13 protein-coding genes are annotated in these 15,567 nt (G+C 52.9%); 7 read left to right on the top strand and 6 right to left on the bottom strand.

Annotation, left to right across the window (positions count from 1 at the left end; translation table 11 throughout):
* Positions 1–415 precede the first annotated feature (415 nt).
* Together I554_RS0123605 and I554_RS0123600 are read right to left on the bottom strand one after the other, a co-directional pair.
* Positions 416–877, bottom strand: a complete 462-nt coding sequence (locus I554_RS0123605; protein ID WP_024577389.1) for a group I intron-associated PD-(D/E)XK endonuclease — start codon at positions 875–877, stop codon at positions 416–418.
* A complete protein-coding gene (locus I554_RS0123600) occupies positions 874–1,311 on the bottom strand; it encodes a hypothetical protein (protein ID WP_024577390.1) in 438 nt (145 codons plus the stop codon). Before I554_RS0123600 ends, I554_RS0123605 begins: the two co-directional genes overlap by 4 nt.
* Before the next feature lie 131 nt (positions 1,312–1,442).
* On the opposite strand from I554_RS0123600, the gene I554_RS0123595 reads away from it, so the two are divergent.
* The 7 genes from I554_RS0123595 (at position 1,443) to I554_RS0123565 (ending at position 7,925) form a co-directional block, all read left to right on the top strand.
* Positions 1,443–1,715 (top strand): helix-turn-helix transcriptional regulator, encoded by a 273-nt coding sequence (locus I554_RS0123595; protein ID WP_024577391.1) that lies wholly within the window; start codon positions 1,443–1,445, stop codon positions 1,713–1,715.
* A gap of 121 nt (positions 1,716–1,836) precedes the next feature.
* Positions 1,837–2,058: a hypothetical protein gene (locus I554_RS0123590; RefSeq protein WP_024577392.1), complete on the top strand. Its 222-nt coding sequence runs from the start codon at positions 1,837–1,839 to the stop codon at positions 2,056–2,058.
* Positions 2,059–2,157: 99 nt separating this feature from the next.
* Positions 2,158–2,511: a DUF3489 domain-containing protein gene (locus I554_RS0123585; RefSeq protein ID WP_024577393.1), complete on the top strand. Its 354-nt coding sequence runs from the start codon at positions 2,158–2,160 to the stop codon at positions 2,509–2,511.
* Positions 2,512–2,528: 17 nt separating this feature from the next.
* Complete coding sequence (locus I554_RS0123580; protein WP_244432842.1) at positions 2,529–2,996, top strand: DUF2924 domain-containing protein; 468 nt, start codon at positions 2,529–2,531, stop codon at positions 2,994–2,996.
* Complete coding sequence (locus tag I554_RS0123575) at positions 2,986–4,521, top strand: recombinase family protein (protein WP_024577395.1); 1,536 nt, start codon at positions 2,986–2,988, stop codon at positions 4,519–4,521. The genes I554_RS0123580 and I554_RS0123575 overlap by 11 nt, the downstream gene beginning before the upstream one ends.
* A gap of 366 nt (positions 4,522–4,887) precedes the next feature.
* Positions 4,888–5,811 (top strand): DUF1837 domain-containing protein, encoded by a 924-nt coding sequence (locus tag I554_RS0123570; RefSeq protein ID WP_024577396.1) that lies wholly within the window; start codon positions 4,888–4,890, stop codon positions 5,809–5,811.
* Positions 5,811–7,925, top strand: a complete 2,115-nt coding sequence (locus I554_RS0123565) for a DEAD/DEAH box helicase (RefSeq protein WP_024577397.1) — start codon at positions 5,811–5,813, stop codon at positions 7,923–7,925. Before I554_RS0123570 ends, I554_RS0123565 begins: the two co-directional genes overlap by 1 nt.
* Positions 7,926–8,252: 327 nt before the next feature.
* Here the strand turns inward: I554_RS0123565 and I554_RS27030 are convergent, their stop codons facing one another.
* The 4 genes from I554_RS27030 to I554_RS0123540 all read right to left on the bottom strand — a co-directional run bounded on the left by I554_RS27030 (position 8,253) and on the right by I554_RS0123540 (position 15,363).
* Positions 8,253–9,182, bottom strand: coding sequence for a hypothetical protein (locus tag I554_RS27030; protein ID WP_051373168.1), 930 nt, complete (start codon positions 9,180–9,182; stop codon positions 8,253–8,255).
* Between the two features lie 61 nt (positions 9,183–9,243).
* The gene (locus I554_RS0123550) at positions 9,244–10,944 is read right to left on the bottom strand and encodes a DUF6119 family protein (protein WP_192817749.1); all 1,701 of its coding nucleotides are present in this window, start codon (positions 10,942–10,944) and stop codon (positions 9,244–9,246) included.
* 63 nt (positions 10,945–11,007) lie between these two features.
* The gene (locus tag I554_RS0123545) at positions 11,008–12,264 is read right to left on the bottom strand and encodes a DUF2235 domain-containing protein (protein ID WP_024577401.1); all 1,257 of its coding nucleotides are present in this window, start codon (positions 12,262–12,264) and stop codon (positions 11,008–11,010) included.
* Between the two features lie 63 nt (positions 12,265–12,327).
* Positions 12,328–15,363, bottom strand: a complete 3,036-nt coding sequence (locus I554_RS0123540; RefSeq protein ID WP_244432846.1) for a DEAD/DEAH box helicase family protein — start codon at positions 15,361–15,363, stop codon at positions 12,328–12,330.
* Positions 15,364–15,567: the final 204 nt, after the last annotated feature.

Raw genomic sequence — 15,567 nt, 5'->3', positions numbered from 1 at the left:
TCAAGACGTTCTGTAGCGTTTTCAGCTCTATAACACGGCTGTACGAAGCCACGTGCTCATTGCGCCGAATGCTTGCGACTGGCTTAGCAATCCTTTCTCGGCACTGAGCGTTGCCGAGTTTTTCTCGGTCGGCAGCTACAAGGCTTACGGTACGGCCGCCCGGAGCCATTACCTCACAGACCTCTCGATCTGACGGCATCTTTCCGGTTTCGCACAGAAGCCGGCGGCGAACGACCACGGCTTGTACGTAGACTTTGAGTTCCCGCCAATAAAAAGCTCGCTTTCGCCCGCGCTTGCGCGGCGGGCGCTTGTCAGGTCGACTTGTCGGCATCACCGTCTCCCGAATCAAATGTAATCAAGAGTACGCTGGCGGATTATGACACTGCGGATTGTCGCCGAAAACTAAAATATGCGGTCAGGCTTCTAGAAACTTCTTGATCAGATCCCAGTTCGATTCGAAGCGCTCAACGTTCGGAATGTTGCGCAAGTTCATCTTGTTCGACATGCTGCGCGCATTCGTACATACGTCAATCGGCAAAATGTACAGCTGAGCGCCCTGGATACTCGTATCGATCGTCACTTTATTCAGCCGCTCGCCCCTGTTGAGGGCGACGTGAACCACAAAGTCGCAATCCAAACTGTTGAGCGGGAAATGCCCAGCTCGATTGGTGGCCCAGCGGCTTTTAACCGAGATCCGGGCAAGCTTGTTGGCATTCGGGTTCAGCGCGACGAGATCGTAGCCCGGATGATTGACGTACGGCTTGTAGGCCTCAATGCCCTCGATCAGAAGATGAGCGAGGACCAAGAATTCGGCCCCCTGCCATTCAAGGCGGGTATTAAGTCGCCCTCCTCTGATCGGTGCGGATGCTAGGGTCATCGTGCCTGACTGAAGTCGTCGTAGCCGAACTTTTCGCAGATGCCGTTGAGCCATCGTGGATCGAGCGGATTGAACTCTCGGTTCGGCAGCTCAATCTCGCGGAGCGTGGCGCGCGTAAACTGACCCTTGTCGTCTTTCTGAAGCTGCGCATAAAAACGGACAAAGCCGGTGTACCCGCCGTAGCTGTTCTTGCCGTTCACCAGTCCGCAGTAATCGGTAATGCCGTCACGGTCGTTCAGAACAACTGGCATCCACTTGAATTGCGCCGCTGCCGGATCCTTCAGCCCGGCAGCGAACACCGGTGCAAGCGTCTGCTTTTCCGGCGGCAGGAGATCACGCTTCTGAGCAGCGGTGACCTGCGCCGATGGCTGGTTCAAGCCCGAGCAGCCTGCCAGCACAATTGTTAGCAAAATCGCCTCGTTCAAATTCCGCATATTAGTCTCCCAAGGGCACGCCAAATCGTGGACGCCAGACAGTTACCTCCGTTCGCAAATAATATCCAGTTTTGGGATAATCCAGTTTTGGGATCAGATTACTTGTCGCCCATTCACGACCTTGGCGGCGCATGCAGAAGTCCCTCAAATCCGCGGAATATGCCCGCTTTGTTGAATTGCTCGCGGCGACACGGGACGCTGCCGGGATAAAGCAGCAGGCCTTGGCCAAGGCGTTGGGACGTCAGCAATCTTTTATAGCCAAGTACGAAGGCGGCGAGCGGCGGATCGACGTCATCGAATTTATCGCTATCGCCCGCGCGCTGGGAACTGACCCGGTTAAGCTCTTTCGGGACTTTGTCACTAGAAAGCCGGCTCCGCGAACCATGACCAACAAGCAAAAGTAGGCTTGCCTAACGCGAGCATTTCGTGATCGAACATCGCCGATAAGAGCCAGAAGATTGCTCCGTTTCCACTCGACTTCAGGCGCTTGTGGAGCGCTACTGTCGCCGTAAACGGAGACACATGATGGATCGCAAAATTACGGAACAGACGATAAGTTTGATTCTGACCGAGATCAGCTCGCGTCTTGGCGAAGCCACGCGGATCGCCAAGGCCGCCGAGGCTTGCGCATTGGCTGGCAGCATCTCGGAAGGTGTCGCGGTCTCGATGGACATCGAACAACTGATCTACGGGGCGAGCCGGCTTCACGATGCCGCATCGTTGCTCAATCGGCTGTCGCGCGACTAAGGTCGCGCCGCCGACTGGTTGGCTTCTTTCCCCGTCAACAGAAGACGGGCTTGCGGCAGTGGCAGCACAGGATGCTGTCGCGCACGCAAGGAGAGCCAGATGGCTACCAGCAATCGAAACCCCAAGCCTAAAACCTTATCCAAATCCAAACCTGTATCCAAGCGAGCGACCAAGCCGTCTACAACGGCTCAAGCAGCCGCTCCGCCCAAGAAGCCGACGCCGCCAAAGACACCGGCTGCCGCCTTGTCTAAGCAGGACAAAGTCCTCGAAATGCTACGCGCTCCCTCGGGCACCACCATTGCCGCCATTATGAAGGCAACCGACTGGCAACAGCATTCGGTGCGCGGTTTCTTTGCTGGGACCGTCCGCAAAAAACTTAAGCTTAACCTGACGTCGGAGAAGGTTGACGGCCAGCGCGTCTACCGGACCGTAAAGACGGCGACCGCGAAATGACCCGGGACGCCTCATCCATGAAACCAGCCGATCCGGCGGTGGAAGCCGAACTGGATCGACTGGCGAAGGCGCCCATCGTCGAACTGCGCAAACAGTATGGGGAGTTATTCAGGACCGAGCCGCCGAAAGCTTTCGGTCCCGACCTGTTACGTCGAAGTATCGCCCAGCGGATACAGGAGAAGACCTATGGTGGATTGTCCGGTCCGACCAAACGCTTGCTCGACCAGCTTGTAAAAGCCATGACCTCCAAGCCCAGCGGACGGCTGGAGTTGCCGCGCCGGATCAAGCCCGGCTCGGAGCTGGTTCGCACTTGGAAGGGGAAGACTTATCGCGTGGTCGTTGAGCCAGATGGCTTTTCCTATGAAGGGAAAACCTACACGGGCCTCTCCGAGATCGCGTCCCTGATCGCTGGTACCAACTGGAATGGGCCGCGTTTCTTCGGACTGCGGTCGAAGCCAGAGAAGGCGGCAGCTCATGGCAAATAGCACACCGAAAACCCTACGCTGCGCCATCTACACCCGCAAATCGACCGAGCATGGCCTTGAGCTGGAATTCAACTCGCTGGATGCCCAGCGCGAGGCCTGCGAAGCATACATCAAGAGCCAGGCATCGCTTGGCTGGAAGGTGTTGCCGCAGGCCTATGACGATCCGGCTTTCTCCGGCGGCAACCTTGATCGGCCTGCCCTCAAGAAGCTTCTGAAAGACATTGAGGCGGGCAAGGTTGATGTCGTCGTCGTCTACAGGATCGATCGCCTGACCCGTTCGTTGGCCGACTTCGCCAAGCTGGTCGAGGCATTCGACGCCAGGTCGATCTCGTTCGTCGCCGTGACCCAGCAGTTCAACACCACCACCTCGATGGGGCGGCTGACCCTCAACGTCCTGCTTTCTTTCGCCCAGTTCGAACGAGAACTGTCGTCTGAACGTGTGCGAGACAAGATTGCCGCGTCACGTGCCAAGGGCAAGTGGACCGGTGGCAGCGTTCCGCTCGGCTACGATGTGAAGGACAAGAAGCTCATTCCCAATCTGAAGGAACGCGAAACGGTCAATCTCATCTTCAGGCGCTATCTCGAGTTGGGGAGTTTCCAGAAGCTGGTCAATGAGCTCGACCGGCGCAAAATTGTCAGCAAGAAACGCGCGACGATCAAGCAGCCCAATGGCGGCGGCATTCCCCTTACCTATGGACCGCTGGCTTATCTCTTAAAGAACCGAATCTACATCGGTGAAATGGGTCACAAGAACAAGTGGTATGCCGGCGAGCACGAACCGATCATCGACCGCAAACTGTTCGACCGCGTGCGGCAACAGCTCACCGACAACGCCATCGACCGTAAGTCCCGGCGCAGCGAAAGCGGCGCCCTCCTGATGGGCAAGCTGTTCGACGAGCGTGGCAACGCAATGAGTCCGAGCTTTTCTTCGAAGAGCGGTGTGCGTTACAAATTCTATGTCAGTTCCGCTTTGCTACGCGGGCGCAAACTGGAAGCGGGCCCCATCGCCCGCATCTCAGCAACCGACGTCGAACAGGCCCTGATCAAGGCGCTGCGCGAACGACTGAAGATCGACAAAGCGGTCTTGGATCCGAATGTTGTCGGCACCTATGTCGCACGCGCCGACCTAAGTAGCCGCGCCATCAAAATCACCACCACCCCGACTGCCCGAATCCGAACCAACCAATTCACGCTCCCCTGGCAGCCGCGCCAACCCGGTTCGACATTGATCGTCGAGGCACTTGGGGAACGCCAGCCTGATCCAAAACTGGTGCAGGCCCTCGTTCGGGCTCGGGCTTGGCTGCGGGATCTGCAGACCAATAAGTTTGATAGCGTCGAAGCGCTGGCGGCGTCGGTAAGACTCCATCCGAAAGTCGTCAGACAGGAGCTGCGCTATGCGTTCCTGGCACCGTCCATTACGGAAGCGATTTTGACGGGCGATCAGCCACCGACACTCACGCTGGCGCGGATTCCAAAGACCCTGCCTCTCGCCTGGTCGGACCAGTCCCGCGCCTTGGGGATCTGATCGGATTCCGATGTTATGGAATAAAGAGCCGCTATGCGCCTGCTCTCCATCGGAGGCAGGCATTAACGACCATTTTTTGGCCCGCATGACTTGGGCGCAGCGGAAGACGCCGCCCGCTGAACTTGAGCACCGCCTTCCCCTCGGCCCGGTCAGCCATAGAGTCATGAATATTTGGTGCCAGAGGGCGGCGCGCGCTGATCACGCACATCCGCGCCGGGCCGGGGCCGGATGCTCTCCGGTACTCCTTCCATTCTGAAAACCAGGAACGGGAAAGCCAACTTCGGATAGTGCCCTTTGCTACCTAGCATGTTCGCTGCCAAGCTGTAGTATGAAAAAACACGCGTCAGCTGGGAGACATCGGTATCTATGGCCGAACTAGCATTTGAGATTCTGCTTGACGACACGCTTGCCGGGGTCACCTCGGTCTCCCAACTTACCGACCTCGTAAATAAACGCGTTCTGAGTTTGATAAATGACTTCGAGGACGCAGAGTGGCGCTACCCAAAGTTTCAAAGTTACTTGTGGGACAACATCGCCCAGACCGCTCTGTCAGAGAAAGAGCGATCAGCTCTTGTCAACCAAAGTCATAGCAGCCTCATTGCCGCAGCCCGAAATCTAAGGCTCACGGACAAGGATGAGATCGGACAAGGCAGCGAGATCGCCGAAGTCTTCTTGTATGGTTTAATGCGTCATCGCTTCGGCGCGCTGCCGGTAGTTCCAAAGATTTTCTACAAGCAAAATGTTCAAGACAACGCCAAGGGGGCAGATAGCGTTCATATAGTCGTCGATGGCGACGATTTTACGCTGTGGTTTGGAGAGGCAAAATTCTACAATTCCTTAGCCGACGCTCGTCTCGATTCAGTCGTGACCTCAGTTATGAATTCACTGTCGACAGACAAACTGAAGAAAGAAAACGCTATTATAACGAGCGTGTCAGACCTTGATGGCCTTCCCATCGCGGCGGAACTTCGCGACAAAATCAAGGCCGCGTTGGACAACAGGGAGTCGATCGACCAACTGAAGTCCAAAATACATATCCCAATTCTCCTGCTGCACGAGTGCTCGACCACCTCCGGTGCCAATGATCTGACGGATACCTACAAAGCCGAGATCATCGCTTTTCATAAGGATCGCGCCGATGCCTATTTTCTCAAGCAAATCGCAAAATCTGCAGCACTTCACAAATATGACGATCTAAATTTCCATATCATCCTCTTCCCGGTCCCCAACAAAAAGAAGATCGTCGACGCTTTTGTCCAAGCCGTAGCCTTCTACAAGGGGCAGAATTGATGGATGTTTTTGAAATTTGCTACGAGGTAAACAGACTTCTTTCATTGAAACACGAAGTCGCCGCCAGAAATTTGCTGATACGCTTGTTGGCAGATCTCGACAGCACCAAAATATCCTACCCGCAAGTCGTGAATCATATGATCCGCGCGACCGGACTGTTTCCCTACCTGCAACTCGCGAACGCCTCGTGGGACCAGAAGTACGTGCATCGCGCATTCGAGGTCGATGTTGGCCGACAGATGGCAACCCTGCATCGGGAGCAGTCGAGCGTTCTTGCCAAACTCCTGGACGGCAAAAATATCGCGGTGAGCGCGCCGACCAGTTTTGGGAAGAGCTTTATAATCGACGCCTTCATCGCGGCCAAGCACCCGAACAACGTCGTGATTATCGTCCCAACCATCGCCTTAATGGACGAAACGCGTCGTCGATTATTCAAGAAATTTTCTGAGCAATATACAATCATAACAGCGCCCGATACGCGACTTGGGCCCAGAAATATTCTCATATTCCCGCAGGAGCGCGCCTTTGGCTACCTTGCAGCGCTTAAAACGATCGATCTGCTAGTCGTGGATGAATTTTACAAAGCGAGTCAAGCGCACGATCGCGACCGTGCCCCCTCGCTCATCAAGGCAATTCTAAAGCTATCTAAGAAGGCGAAGCAAAGGTACTACCTTGCGCCGAATATCAAGAAACTCAGTGATAACGCGTTTACTCGCGATATGGAGTTTTTGGAGCTTCTAGACTTCAACACCGTCTACCTCGACGTCAAGGAGCCTTACAAAGAATTTGGCAGTGACCCGATAAAAAAGGGAGAAAAGCTAATCGAACTGATTTCCCCAGGCACTCAAAAGACCTTGATCTACGCGGGCACCTACTCTGAAATCAAGAAAATCGCTGATCTCGTAATCGCCCAAATTCCGCCCGTGGATCGCATCTACACCAGCCATTTCTCCAAGTGGCTACGGCAAAACTACCAATCGGACTGGCTGTTGGCTGATTTGGTTGATCGGGCGATCGGCGTTCACAACGGCAGCATGCACAGATGCCTTAGCCAGCTGCAGATACGACTTTTCGAGTACGAAGATGGCTTCGACAGCATCGTCTCCACCTCTTCAATCATCGAAGGCGTAAACACGTCTGCGCAAAACGTGATCGTGTGGCGAAGCAAGTTAGGGAACACAAACCTCAAGGATTTCACTTACAGAAACATCATTGGCCGAGGAGGCCGGATGTTTAAGTATTTCGTTGGAAATATCTATCTACTGGACGCGCCACCGAAGTCTGAGGATACCCAACTAGAGATTAATTTTCCGGAAGAAATTCTCGGCACGTTGGATGAAGATCACGATGTAGATCAACTCACCGAGCGGCAAGTTGAGCGCATCATCGAGTATAGAGCGCAGATGTCAGCGATTCTTGGAGATGAAAACTTCGCACGCATAAAACGCGAGAATCTACTGCAGGACAGTGACGCGGACTTCCTGCTTCGACTAGCCACAGACATGAAGAATAATCCCGACGAGTGGCGCGGCTTTGGATATCTCAATTCCAGCAACCCGGAAAATTGGGATACTATGCTCTATCGGGTTCTCAGGCTTAAACCTGGTAATTGGGATACTCAATTTAGCAAACTCGTGACCGCCACGAAGGCAATCGCATACAATTGGAACCGCGATCTATCTGAGCTGATCACATCCCTCAAAGAAGATGGAATCGATATCGACGATTTTTTCAAACTCGAACGAACCGTCACTTTCAAGTTGTCAGCCCTCCTGAGTGACACAAATGAGCTTCACAAGATAATTGTCAATCCTTCAGTCGATATTTCAGCCTTCATCGGAAGAATGAGCCGAGCGTTCTTGCCTAGCGCGGTCTATCATCTCGAAGAATATGGGCTACCGCGCATGATCTCGAAAAAGATCCATGCGGCGGGTTTAGTCGATTTCCAAGATCCTAATATGGATCTTCTGCAAGCGCTTGAACGCTTCAAGTATCTCGGAATAGATGCCGTGTTAGCGATCAAGTCGCTCGGCCCTTTCGATCGCTATGTGGTCAGGTTTTTCTTCGACGGGATCACGCCCGACGAGACCGTCGAGGCGAAAAGTACGCACTAACCTCTGCCCGTCCAGGCTGCACCCATCTCATCGCGGACGCTCTATGTGTGAAGACACCCCCGCCGTCCACACGAATCTTCGGAGTACCGAGGTTGCTCCGGGCGCAATCAACCGTCGAGTATAGAGACCGTGGGCACTTGGACAACTGTCGGACGAACCTGAAAAGACATATCGCTATCTGAAGGGACGGACGATGATCTCAGAGTTGCGGGTAGAGGCGTTCGATCGCGGATGGCTGGAGAATCTTTTCAATTCAACACGCCCGGCGACCTCGAGTAGTAGCAATCACCCGCAACTCACCGACGGCCTGAGCACTGAAATGAATCACTACTTCGTATTACCAGCGTGTGAGAAAGAAGCCATTCGACTGTCAGAAATTGTTGTGTCGTAACGTTCAATGAATTTCAAAATCTTATCTCGATCACAGTTATATGTTTCCCCCCATTTTCCTATTCCATCTCCAATTGTCACGATCAATCCGTATAAATTAAAGGGCTTTGGAAGGTTCGGCGCAATCACAGGCATACGATCTGGACCGCCCACGTAAGGCATGATTGGCGATACTTTACCCGAGCTCACCTTCCTTGATGCCAAGTTGGTCATATGCAAAATTGAGTTCCGAAACTCCCATAGCTCGTTCGAGTCGATACCGTGGGGGGACAGGTCAGCGTAGGTATCTAACCACTTGGTAAAGTTATACGACACGTCGCCATATTCTACGAACGCCAGCGTATCGACGCACGACATCAGAAGCTTGGCGCAGGAAACGTGCAGTTTTGCATTAAAGAGTGCTCGGATCGCCCTAAAATAATCATCGTGTATTAGTTCGGTAAAATGGAACGCATTACCATCGGTATAATGCACCAAATAGTCCGGCACAGACCCGTGACCTTCGATCACTGAGACCATATCACCTCTGAATGGCTCTGGTCCGATTTTTTGATCAATCCGCGGCACACCATCTACTATTGCGGTTATGCAGTAGATTGGGGCGGTTGGAGCCCTGAAATGCGCTAGCGCCTCTTCAAAATAGCGCAGCACATCACCACGTCGCATAACAGCGAGCCATTCCTCTGGAGTGAAGTTACGCGCAAACCGAAACCGGCGAGCTCGCGAGTGATCCTCCCCGACCCGTGAAAGCAGAAGGGCGGCCTTCTCTGCATCTCCACCATCGCCTCGGTGGTGGCGCACACCGTACTCATCAGCCACGCCCGCATCAAAATACACAAAGAGGTTAAATACGCGTTCCGTTGTCATCTTCGATCAATCCAAGCCAGCGACGAGTACGCTCAAGTGAATCTAGCAAGACGTGACTCTGCTATGCGGCCTTCTTCCGAATCTTGGTAGCAGGCCGCTTTTCAATCAAATGAACTTCCACGCCGAATCCCATTAGGCGAACGCGATCGGCAATCGCGCGAAGACTGACTTTGCTAAAAAATGGTACACTCAGTGATCCACTTTTTTTGTACGGACTTCGCATAATCCCAAACACGACAGTGTATTCCGAGGGAATTGGCCGAGACCGACCATCAGGCAGCAGCTTCTCAAAGCCCGCCTTCTTGAATTTCTTCTGCCGCTTAATCGCAGCGTCCCGAAAATCCTTCCGAAACTTTTCATCACGCACGAAAGATTCAGCGGAGACTAAGCCTTGATTCCAGAGATGGCTGATGGGCGCAGAGGAATGCCCGTCCTTAAGATGGATAAATTGTTTGTTTCTCGAAAGAAAGTCGCATGGCTCAAGGTTTGCGTTGGATGTGCCCAGCGGATTGAGCTTCACCTGATCCATATTCAATAGGTCAGCCTGGACCTCGAGCTCGGCGATAAACTCCCGTTCGCTTTCAGCAGTGGTAAATGCGACGAAAGGTGTCGCGGCGGCAATCGCTACAAAGCCAGCTTCGACGGCGGCGTAAAAGGCCTTTTCAACAGCGAACCATTCCCCTCCGAATAAGACGTACAAATCACCATTGTATTCGGCTTCGTAAACAAGACACTCGTACACCTTCCGCTTGCGACGCTTGTCGCCCTCTCCGTCGGCCATAACGCGCACCTCGTGACTCGATCGCAACGCAGCCATGTCGGTGATGTCCTGCATGCGGCCTGCACCAAGCTCATAAATATAGTCTTCGATGGCAACTTCAGCATACTCAGGCTTGGAACCGGATCGAAGACCGACACCAAAATATCCAATAGAAATACTCTCTTCCGGGTCAAGAATGTCAGGCAACGCAATATGCAAATCTGATGGCGCACCCTTTGTCATGTTCACGATCTCGGAAAATGCAAGCGCATCCAGAGCATCAACGAGAGCGTTGTCGCGCACAGGCGTCACAAAATCGATGAAGGAATAATCTCCTTTGTAGTCCTGCGCCGTGTAGAGTGTGAGGGCTTTCTTGCACTTCGCAATGATGTCGTTGGCTGATGTCCGACCGTTCAAATGCAACGCATCCTTACCGGCCAGTGAGCGCGCAAAAGTTGCATCCTTGGGCGAGCCTGCAGCTAGTCGCACAAGGTCGCGGTCGATATCAATCTTGAATCCATCAAGATCGGCATCACGGCTTGCCTGAACTCGCTTTAGAAAGGTGGTCGCATCGAGTGTTGCGACATCTATTCCACGCAAATTTTTCCGGGTAACAGCATTCAATACAACGCGTAGCCCAAATCCTCGCTCGAATGCATCAGGATCTAGTGCATGGTGACCAGTGCCGAAGCTCAGTGCCATTGTGCGCTTCAGTTTGGGCGCACGGTCGTCCTCAATCTCCAGAAAAATTATAGCGCCACAACTTTGGTTGCGAAGCCGCGGTTCGCCACCGCGCGCAAATTGGCCAATAAATGAATTCCACGAAGGAGGTACAGCCGGCCCCTGGCCGGTGAACAGCCGGCCGATTTCCGCATCGATCTCATCCATTTCGCTTTCATCGCGGAATGCATCTTCAACAGCACGGCCCTGTTTAAGGAGTCGAAGCGATAGCGACATTGACTTAAGGGTGGGCAAGGCACCTCGTTCTACACTCTTAGCCATTTTCGATGCGCCCTCTTTCGTTAGGAGACCTTTTGCAATTTGCTGATCAAGCTTCGCGGCCGCTTAAGTAACATCGCGTGACACCGGGATTACCTGGTAACGGAATGGGATGTTGACCGGTCGATAGGCCGGCACCGCCTGTATCCGTTGAACTACCGACTCATGAACAAAGGCGTCCACTGGAATAGGCCGTGGCTCGCCATTTGGTATGTAGCGACTGTAAAAGGAACGGCGCTTTTCCCATTCCTTGTATCTGTCCGCCTTTGGAATCCATTCCAAGAGGCGCCAGATGATTGACATCGAATCATGTGGATCGGTCATTATGTCGGGAGAAACGTAACTGAATGGGCTGCCCTTACGCTGCACCCCCCATGCCAGTTGCCTGACCGTCCGCTGATCGACGGCCAACCCGTATTTTACGGCCTCCTCGATCATCCAGATAAGAGCAAATTTCGACAGGCCACTTTCTTTTTCGGGATAGCCACCACCAATGTCCGCATGCACTCCAGCAAACCACACCTGCTGAAAATCCTGGGGCTGCGAATTATTGGTTTTGCTAAATCGGTTGTGCATAAATGTTTGCTGTTCATCCCACGAGTGGAGGCGGAACATCCGACGCCGCTCATCAATCGCGATTGCCTGGCGAAACACCTCGACGCTAGGATTGTTGCGGGTATGCAATAATTCTTGCAGACTGAAGGTGTAAAATCTGTCCGACCGCGGCACAATTACGCTCGCGACCGTATCCCACACGCCGAGAAACTTGACTGTTGGCCACCTTGCCGAGACGATTCGGGCGAACTGTGCAGCTTGATCATCGCGAGCCTTTGGAGCCGAGTCGTCCGTGTTCTCGCCGCTATTCGGTGTATCCCCGTTTAACAAAGATTGCACATTAACAGAGCTGGCTTGCTTATAGGCCGTCAATGCTGCGTCAGCCAGATTCTTCTGCTGAGGAGCAAGCAAACCCAACTTGTGGATGAGTCCAGCCAATACTCGGACAGTATAAGCGCCCCGACTAAATCCGAAGAGGTAGATCTCATCACCTTCCTCATAATGAGAGATCAAAAACTCGTAAGCTTTGAGAACGTTGTCGTCGAGCCCATATCCTAGCGCCAAGCCAAGAATGGTAACAGCGTCTTGCTTGAGTTTCGTAAAGGGGTCTGGTCTTGCTAACGTACCAACACCAGGATCGTAAAAGACGACTTGATGAGGTTCAGTCTTCCCAGTCTTCCTAAGGACTCGGTACAGCTTAAGGACATTTGAAATATTTTCGCTGATTTCGTTGCCCGTGCCATCGCAACATACGACTATATTTTTCATGAATCAGCTTTCAGATAGTGCATGTTAATAAATTTCTATGGAGGCGCCAGGATCGCTCTCCATTCACTCCCTCAGGACAACTTTGAGAGGAATACGCCTATGATCTCGCAAAGACTTTTCCACGAAGCCGAGGAGCTGAAGAATGGGTTGACTGATTGCCGATCGCGAAACACCAGGCTGGACGATCCATACCCGGTATTCAAATCGATATTGGTCCCATCTCGAATAAAGTTGCCGAAGGAATGATAGCGTTCCTCTCTCGAACCGAGTTGACTGTCCCCTTTCTAACCGGCGACGTTCGCGATTGATCATGTTACGAATAAAGCGCTTTGGTTTATGACAAAATTGAACCGACTTAAGTGCCTGCCCCGCAACTTCATAGACATCCTCCAAACGAGCCGCGCCGGTGTCACTTGAAGCGTATTTGCAGTGGCAGAGGAGTACTTCTACGACCGTTTCGCGTACCTTTATTGTGATGATGTCCGCGAACTCGCCTGTACCATCGTCATCAAAAATGACGTCGAAGTCTTCTTTCTGCAATTCTTGTACGACACGATATTGAATCGAGTCCGCTCGTCTTTCTGGTCCTTGCGATTCAACCCTCAGATTTGTTCCGCTCCAATCCCATACCTCAAGCGTTTGATCGAGGATCGGTCCAAGATCGATTTCAGTCGGCGGGACATAAAGATGTGAATAGATTAAGAATGAGCCATCGCCGAAGTCGATCTGCGGAGCGTCATCGCCGAAATAATCCGCTAAAGATGTAATACCCTTGTGGGTTTTAATCAGAAAAAGGGGCCCTTCAACTTGAGGGTACAAGGCTTCGCTGCCCCTGAACTGAACTTCGAATAGTGCTCGTTCGTCCCCACTTCTTACGCAAAATTGGAGTGGCCCAGTGCGTTCGTGGCTAGTGAGCAAGAGATCACATTCTGCCAATGGATAGACAGTACTTTTAACATGGACCTCGACGCGCTCTTCGAATGATAAGAGAACACTCATCGGCCAGTGGATCAAAAGCGGATGGCTGTCGGGGCGTTCGGTAATCTGGCGCGGCCGCATCGCAGAAGCGAACGCAGCTGAATCTGGAATGCTGGCATTCGTGAGTAAGCTTCCAATACGATGGCACCAGCCTGTCCAATCGGTAAGATCATGAACTTTTCCCAGCGACCAGAATTTTCCTTTGATGGAGCAACCTAAGGTTCTTGGCTCACCATCTTCAAACCCTGATCCAAAGATGTTGTTTTGAATCCTTTCAGTCTTCATCAAGCTATCAATTCCGTCGCTGACATCGATACCCATAAGCATTGAGTAACGGGTACCGCCGCCTTGACGATGTGTCATGCCGAGATTGCGAATGACCAGCTGCTTAAATTCGTGGAAGCAGCGAAACACTTCCTGTCCGCGAATGCGGGAGGTCTGATCTCCGCAGATCGCCTTGGCGAGGCTGTCGGTAGCGGAGCCGCCAGTACTGCTAATGTAAAGAATACAGTTCTCCTCATCCCAATGTGCGAGGATAAGCTCCCATGCCACGTCCGTTGCCGTGCTAGACGTGGTCCACTTTGCAGTCGTCTCATGCCGGAGAACGCAAACTGCAATACGTTCGCGTTCATTTAACTTCATGCCGACAAATGATCCCCGCGGCACTTCATCTTCAATTCGATGGGGGTCCCACCGGTTACAGGACTTAGCCGTAAAGACGAGTGTATTCATCGAGGGTTCGATGGTTTGCAGAGGGATCTCGGTTAAATCACCGTCGAATCCATCGAACACCGCTGCACGATCCATCTCCCGCCCGACGCGATCAGCATTAAGGCTTGAGATCAAGAAGTTCCAATCAGATTCTTCGGCGTAGAGCTTAGCAAGAGCGCGGTCGACTCTGTCTTGGTCCGTGTTGGCGATGAGCGTCGCTACGCCCAAGTCCGTACGGGCCCGTGCAAATCGACCGACAAATTGAAGCGTAACAGCTACGCTTGCAAATACATCATGGACACCTGCAATCTTAAGTTCGGGAAGATCAAATCCTTCACCCAACATATCGACGCAAACAATTATACGACTTTCAAAACGCCTCAATTTAGCCAAGCTCTCGCGCCGTTCGAGTGCCTTTTGATTGCTATGAACCAGGACGGGAGCGTACTGGCTGTACTCAGCGGCATAGCGTTCGTGAAGCTTCTCTGCTCGGACGATCGTCTTGCAACGAACCATTGCTAGATGATTGAAGCCTGCCCCAAGATCACGCTTCAAAGCATCGCCGACCTGCCGCATGATTTCGTCATCGGCCTCTTCTCCATCCAGGTCGCTAACCGCCTTAAATTCCACCTTGCCGAAATATCCCTCCGCTTGGGCTTTCGCGAGTGGATAGTAATAGATGAATTTTCCGTCGACCTTACCACCATCCTCGCGGAAGGGCGTGGCCGTGAATTGATAGATAGGTTTGGAACCAGCTGCGTGCATGAACCACGCACGAAATTCACGCCAAGAGCGCGCTTTAATGTGGTGCGCTTCATCTATAAACAGAGCGCCACAGAGTTTCGCCATACGCTCCTGCACTGCAGGATCGGCTCTCCCCGCGATTGACATCGTCGTAACGATGACATTGGCGCGCAAGAAAAGGGCATCAACATCTTCAACTCTTTTGGGGATGTGCTCCAGTTGAAGGACCGCCGGATATTTAATCGTGGGGGTTAAACACTGTTGATCTTGAAGCACACCCATAGTCGCCATTTTATTGGCAATCTGTTCTCGCAAAGCATCCGTCGGGACCACCACCATCAGGCGGGGAATACGATCGTGCGCATAAATTGCGAGCATTGTTTCCGTCTTGCCGGTTCCGGTCGGCATAACAATGGTCGCCGGTTGGATTGAACTCGTCGCGTGAGCCAGAGCCGCATAGAGAGCTCCAACTTGCGGCCTACGCAGTCCCGGACATTCCGAAGCGGAATCAGTCGCAAGCTCCCCTTCTCGGGGAGTAAACTGGTCGCGCCACGAAGTTAGTACCTCTTCGCAAAGTGCCGCTGCTTCCGCTTCGGAAAGAGCGGAGGGTCGGCGTGGCCGGGGTGACAGCCACGTGCCTTCATTCCGTTCGAGAGCCTCTCGAATAGCGTCCGCGCTCTCGGCCGCTGCGACAAGGAGCAGAGGCTCTTCTCCAACATCCGCTGTTGTCTTTTTTGAAACAATGAGAAACGAGCTTCCCGACTTGGGAGTAAAGCGAAAAGCCGGGAGTCGTTTAAGATAGCAGGACTCTAAGGTCCCATCGCTGTATCCTGCCTTGAGTGTGACCTGCACCCCTGAAACGCCCCCGAT

The sequence above is a fragment of the Afipia sp. OHSU_II-C1 genome (assembly GCF_000497575.1).
Classification (GTDB): Bacteria; Pseudomonadota; Alphaproteobacteria; order Rhizobiales; family Xanthobacteraceae; genus Afipia.
This window is presented reverse-complemented; position numbering and strand designations above follow the sequence as displayed.

Coding starts and splice junctions, on each gene's coding strand:
- I554_RS0123570 (WP_024577396.1), top strand. CDS start 4,888: ATGGCCGAACTAGCATTTGAGATTCTGCTTGACGACACGCTTGCCGGG.
- I554_RS27030 (WP_051373168.1), bottom strand. CDS start 9,182: ATGACAACGGAACGCGTATTTAACCTCTTTGTGTATTTTGATGCGGGC.
- I554_RS0123590 (WP_024577392.1), top strand. CDS start 1,837: ATGGATCGCAAAATTACGGAACAGACGATAAGTTTGATTCTGACCGAG.
- I554_RS0123580 (WP_244432842.1), top strand. CDS start 2,529: ATGAAACCAGCCGATCCGGCGGTGGAAGCCGAACTGGATCGACTGGCG.
- I554_RS0123565 (WP_024577397.1), top strand. CDS start 5,811: ATGGATGTTTTTGAAATTTGCTACGAGGTAAACAGACTTCTTTCATTG.
- I554_RS0123605 (WP_024577389.1), bottom strand. CDS start 877: ATGACCCTAGCATCCGCACCGATCAGAGGAGGGCGACTTAATACCCGC.
- I554_RS0123545 (WP_024577401.1), bottom strand. CDS start 12,264: ATGAAAAATATAGTCGTATGTTGCGATGGCACGGGCAACGAAATCAGC.
- I554_RS0123600 (WP_024577390.1), bottom strand. CDS start 1,311: ATGCGGAATTTGAACGAGGCGATTTTGCTAACAATTGTGCTGGCAGGC.
- I554_RS0123575 (WP_024577395.1), top strand. CDS start 2,986: ATGGCAAATAGCACACCGAAAACCCTACGCTGCGCCATCTACACCCGC.
- I554_RS0123550 (WP_192817749.1), bottom strand. CDS start 10,944: ATGGCTAAGAGTGTAGAACGAGGTGCCTTGCCCACCCTTAAGTCAATG.
- I554_RS0123585 (WP_024577393.1), top strand. CDS start 2,158: ATGGCTACCAGCAATCGAAACCCCAAGCCTAAAACCTTATCCAAATCC.
- I554_RS0123595 (WP_024577391.1), top strand. CDS start 1,443: ATGCAGAAGTCCCTCAAATCCGCGGAATATGCCCGCTTTGTTGAATTG.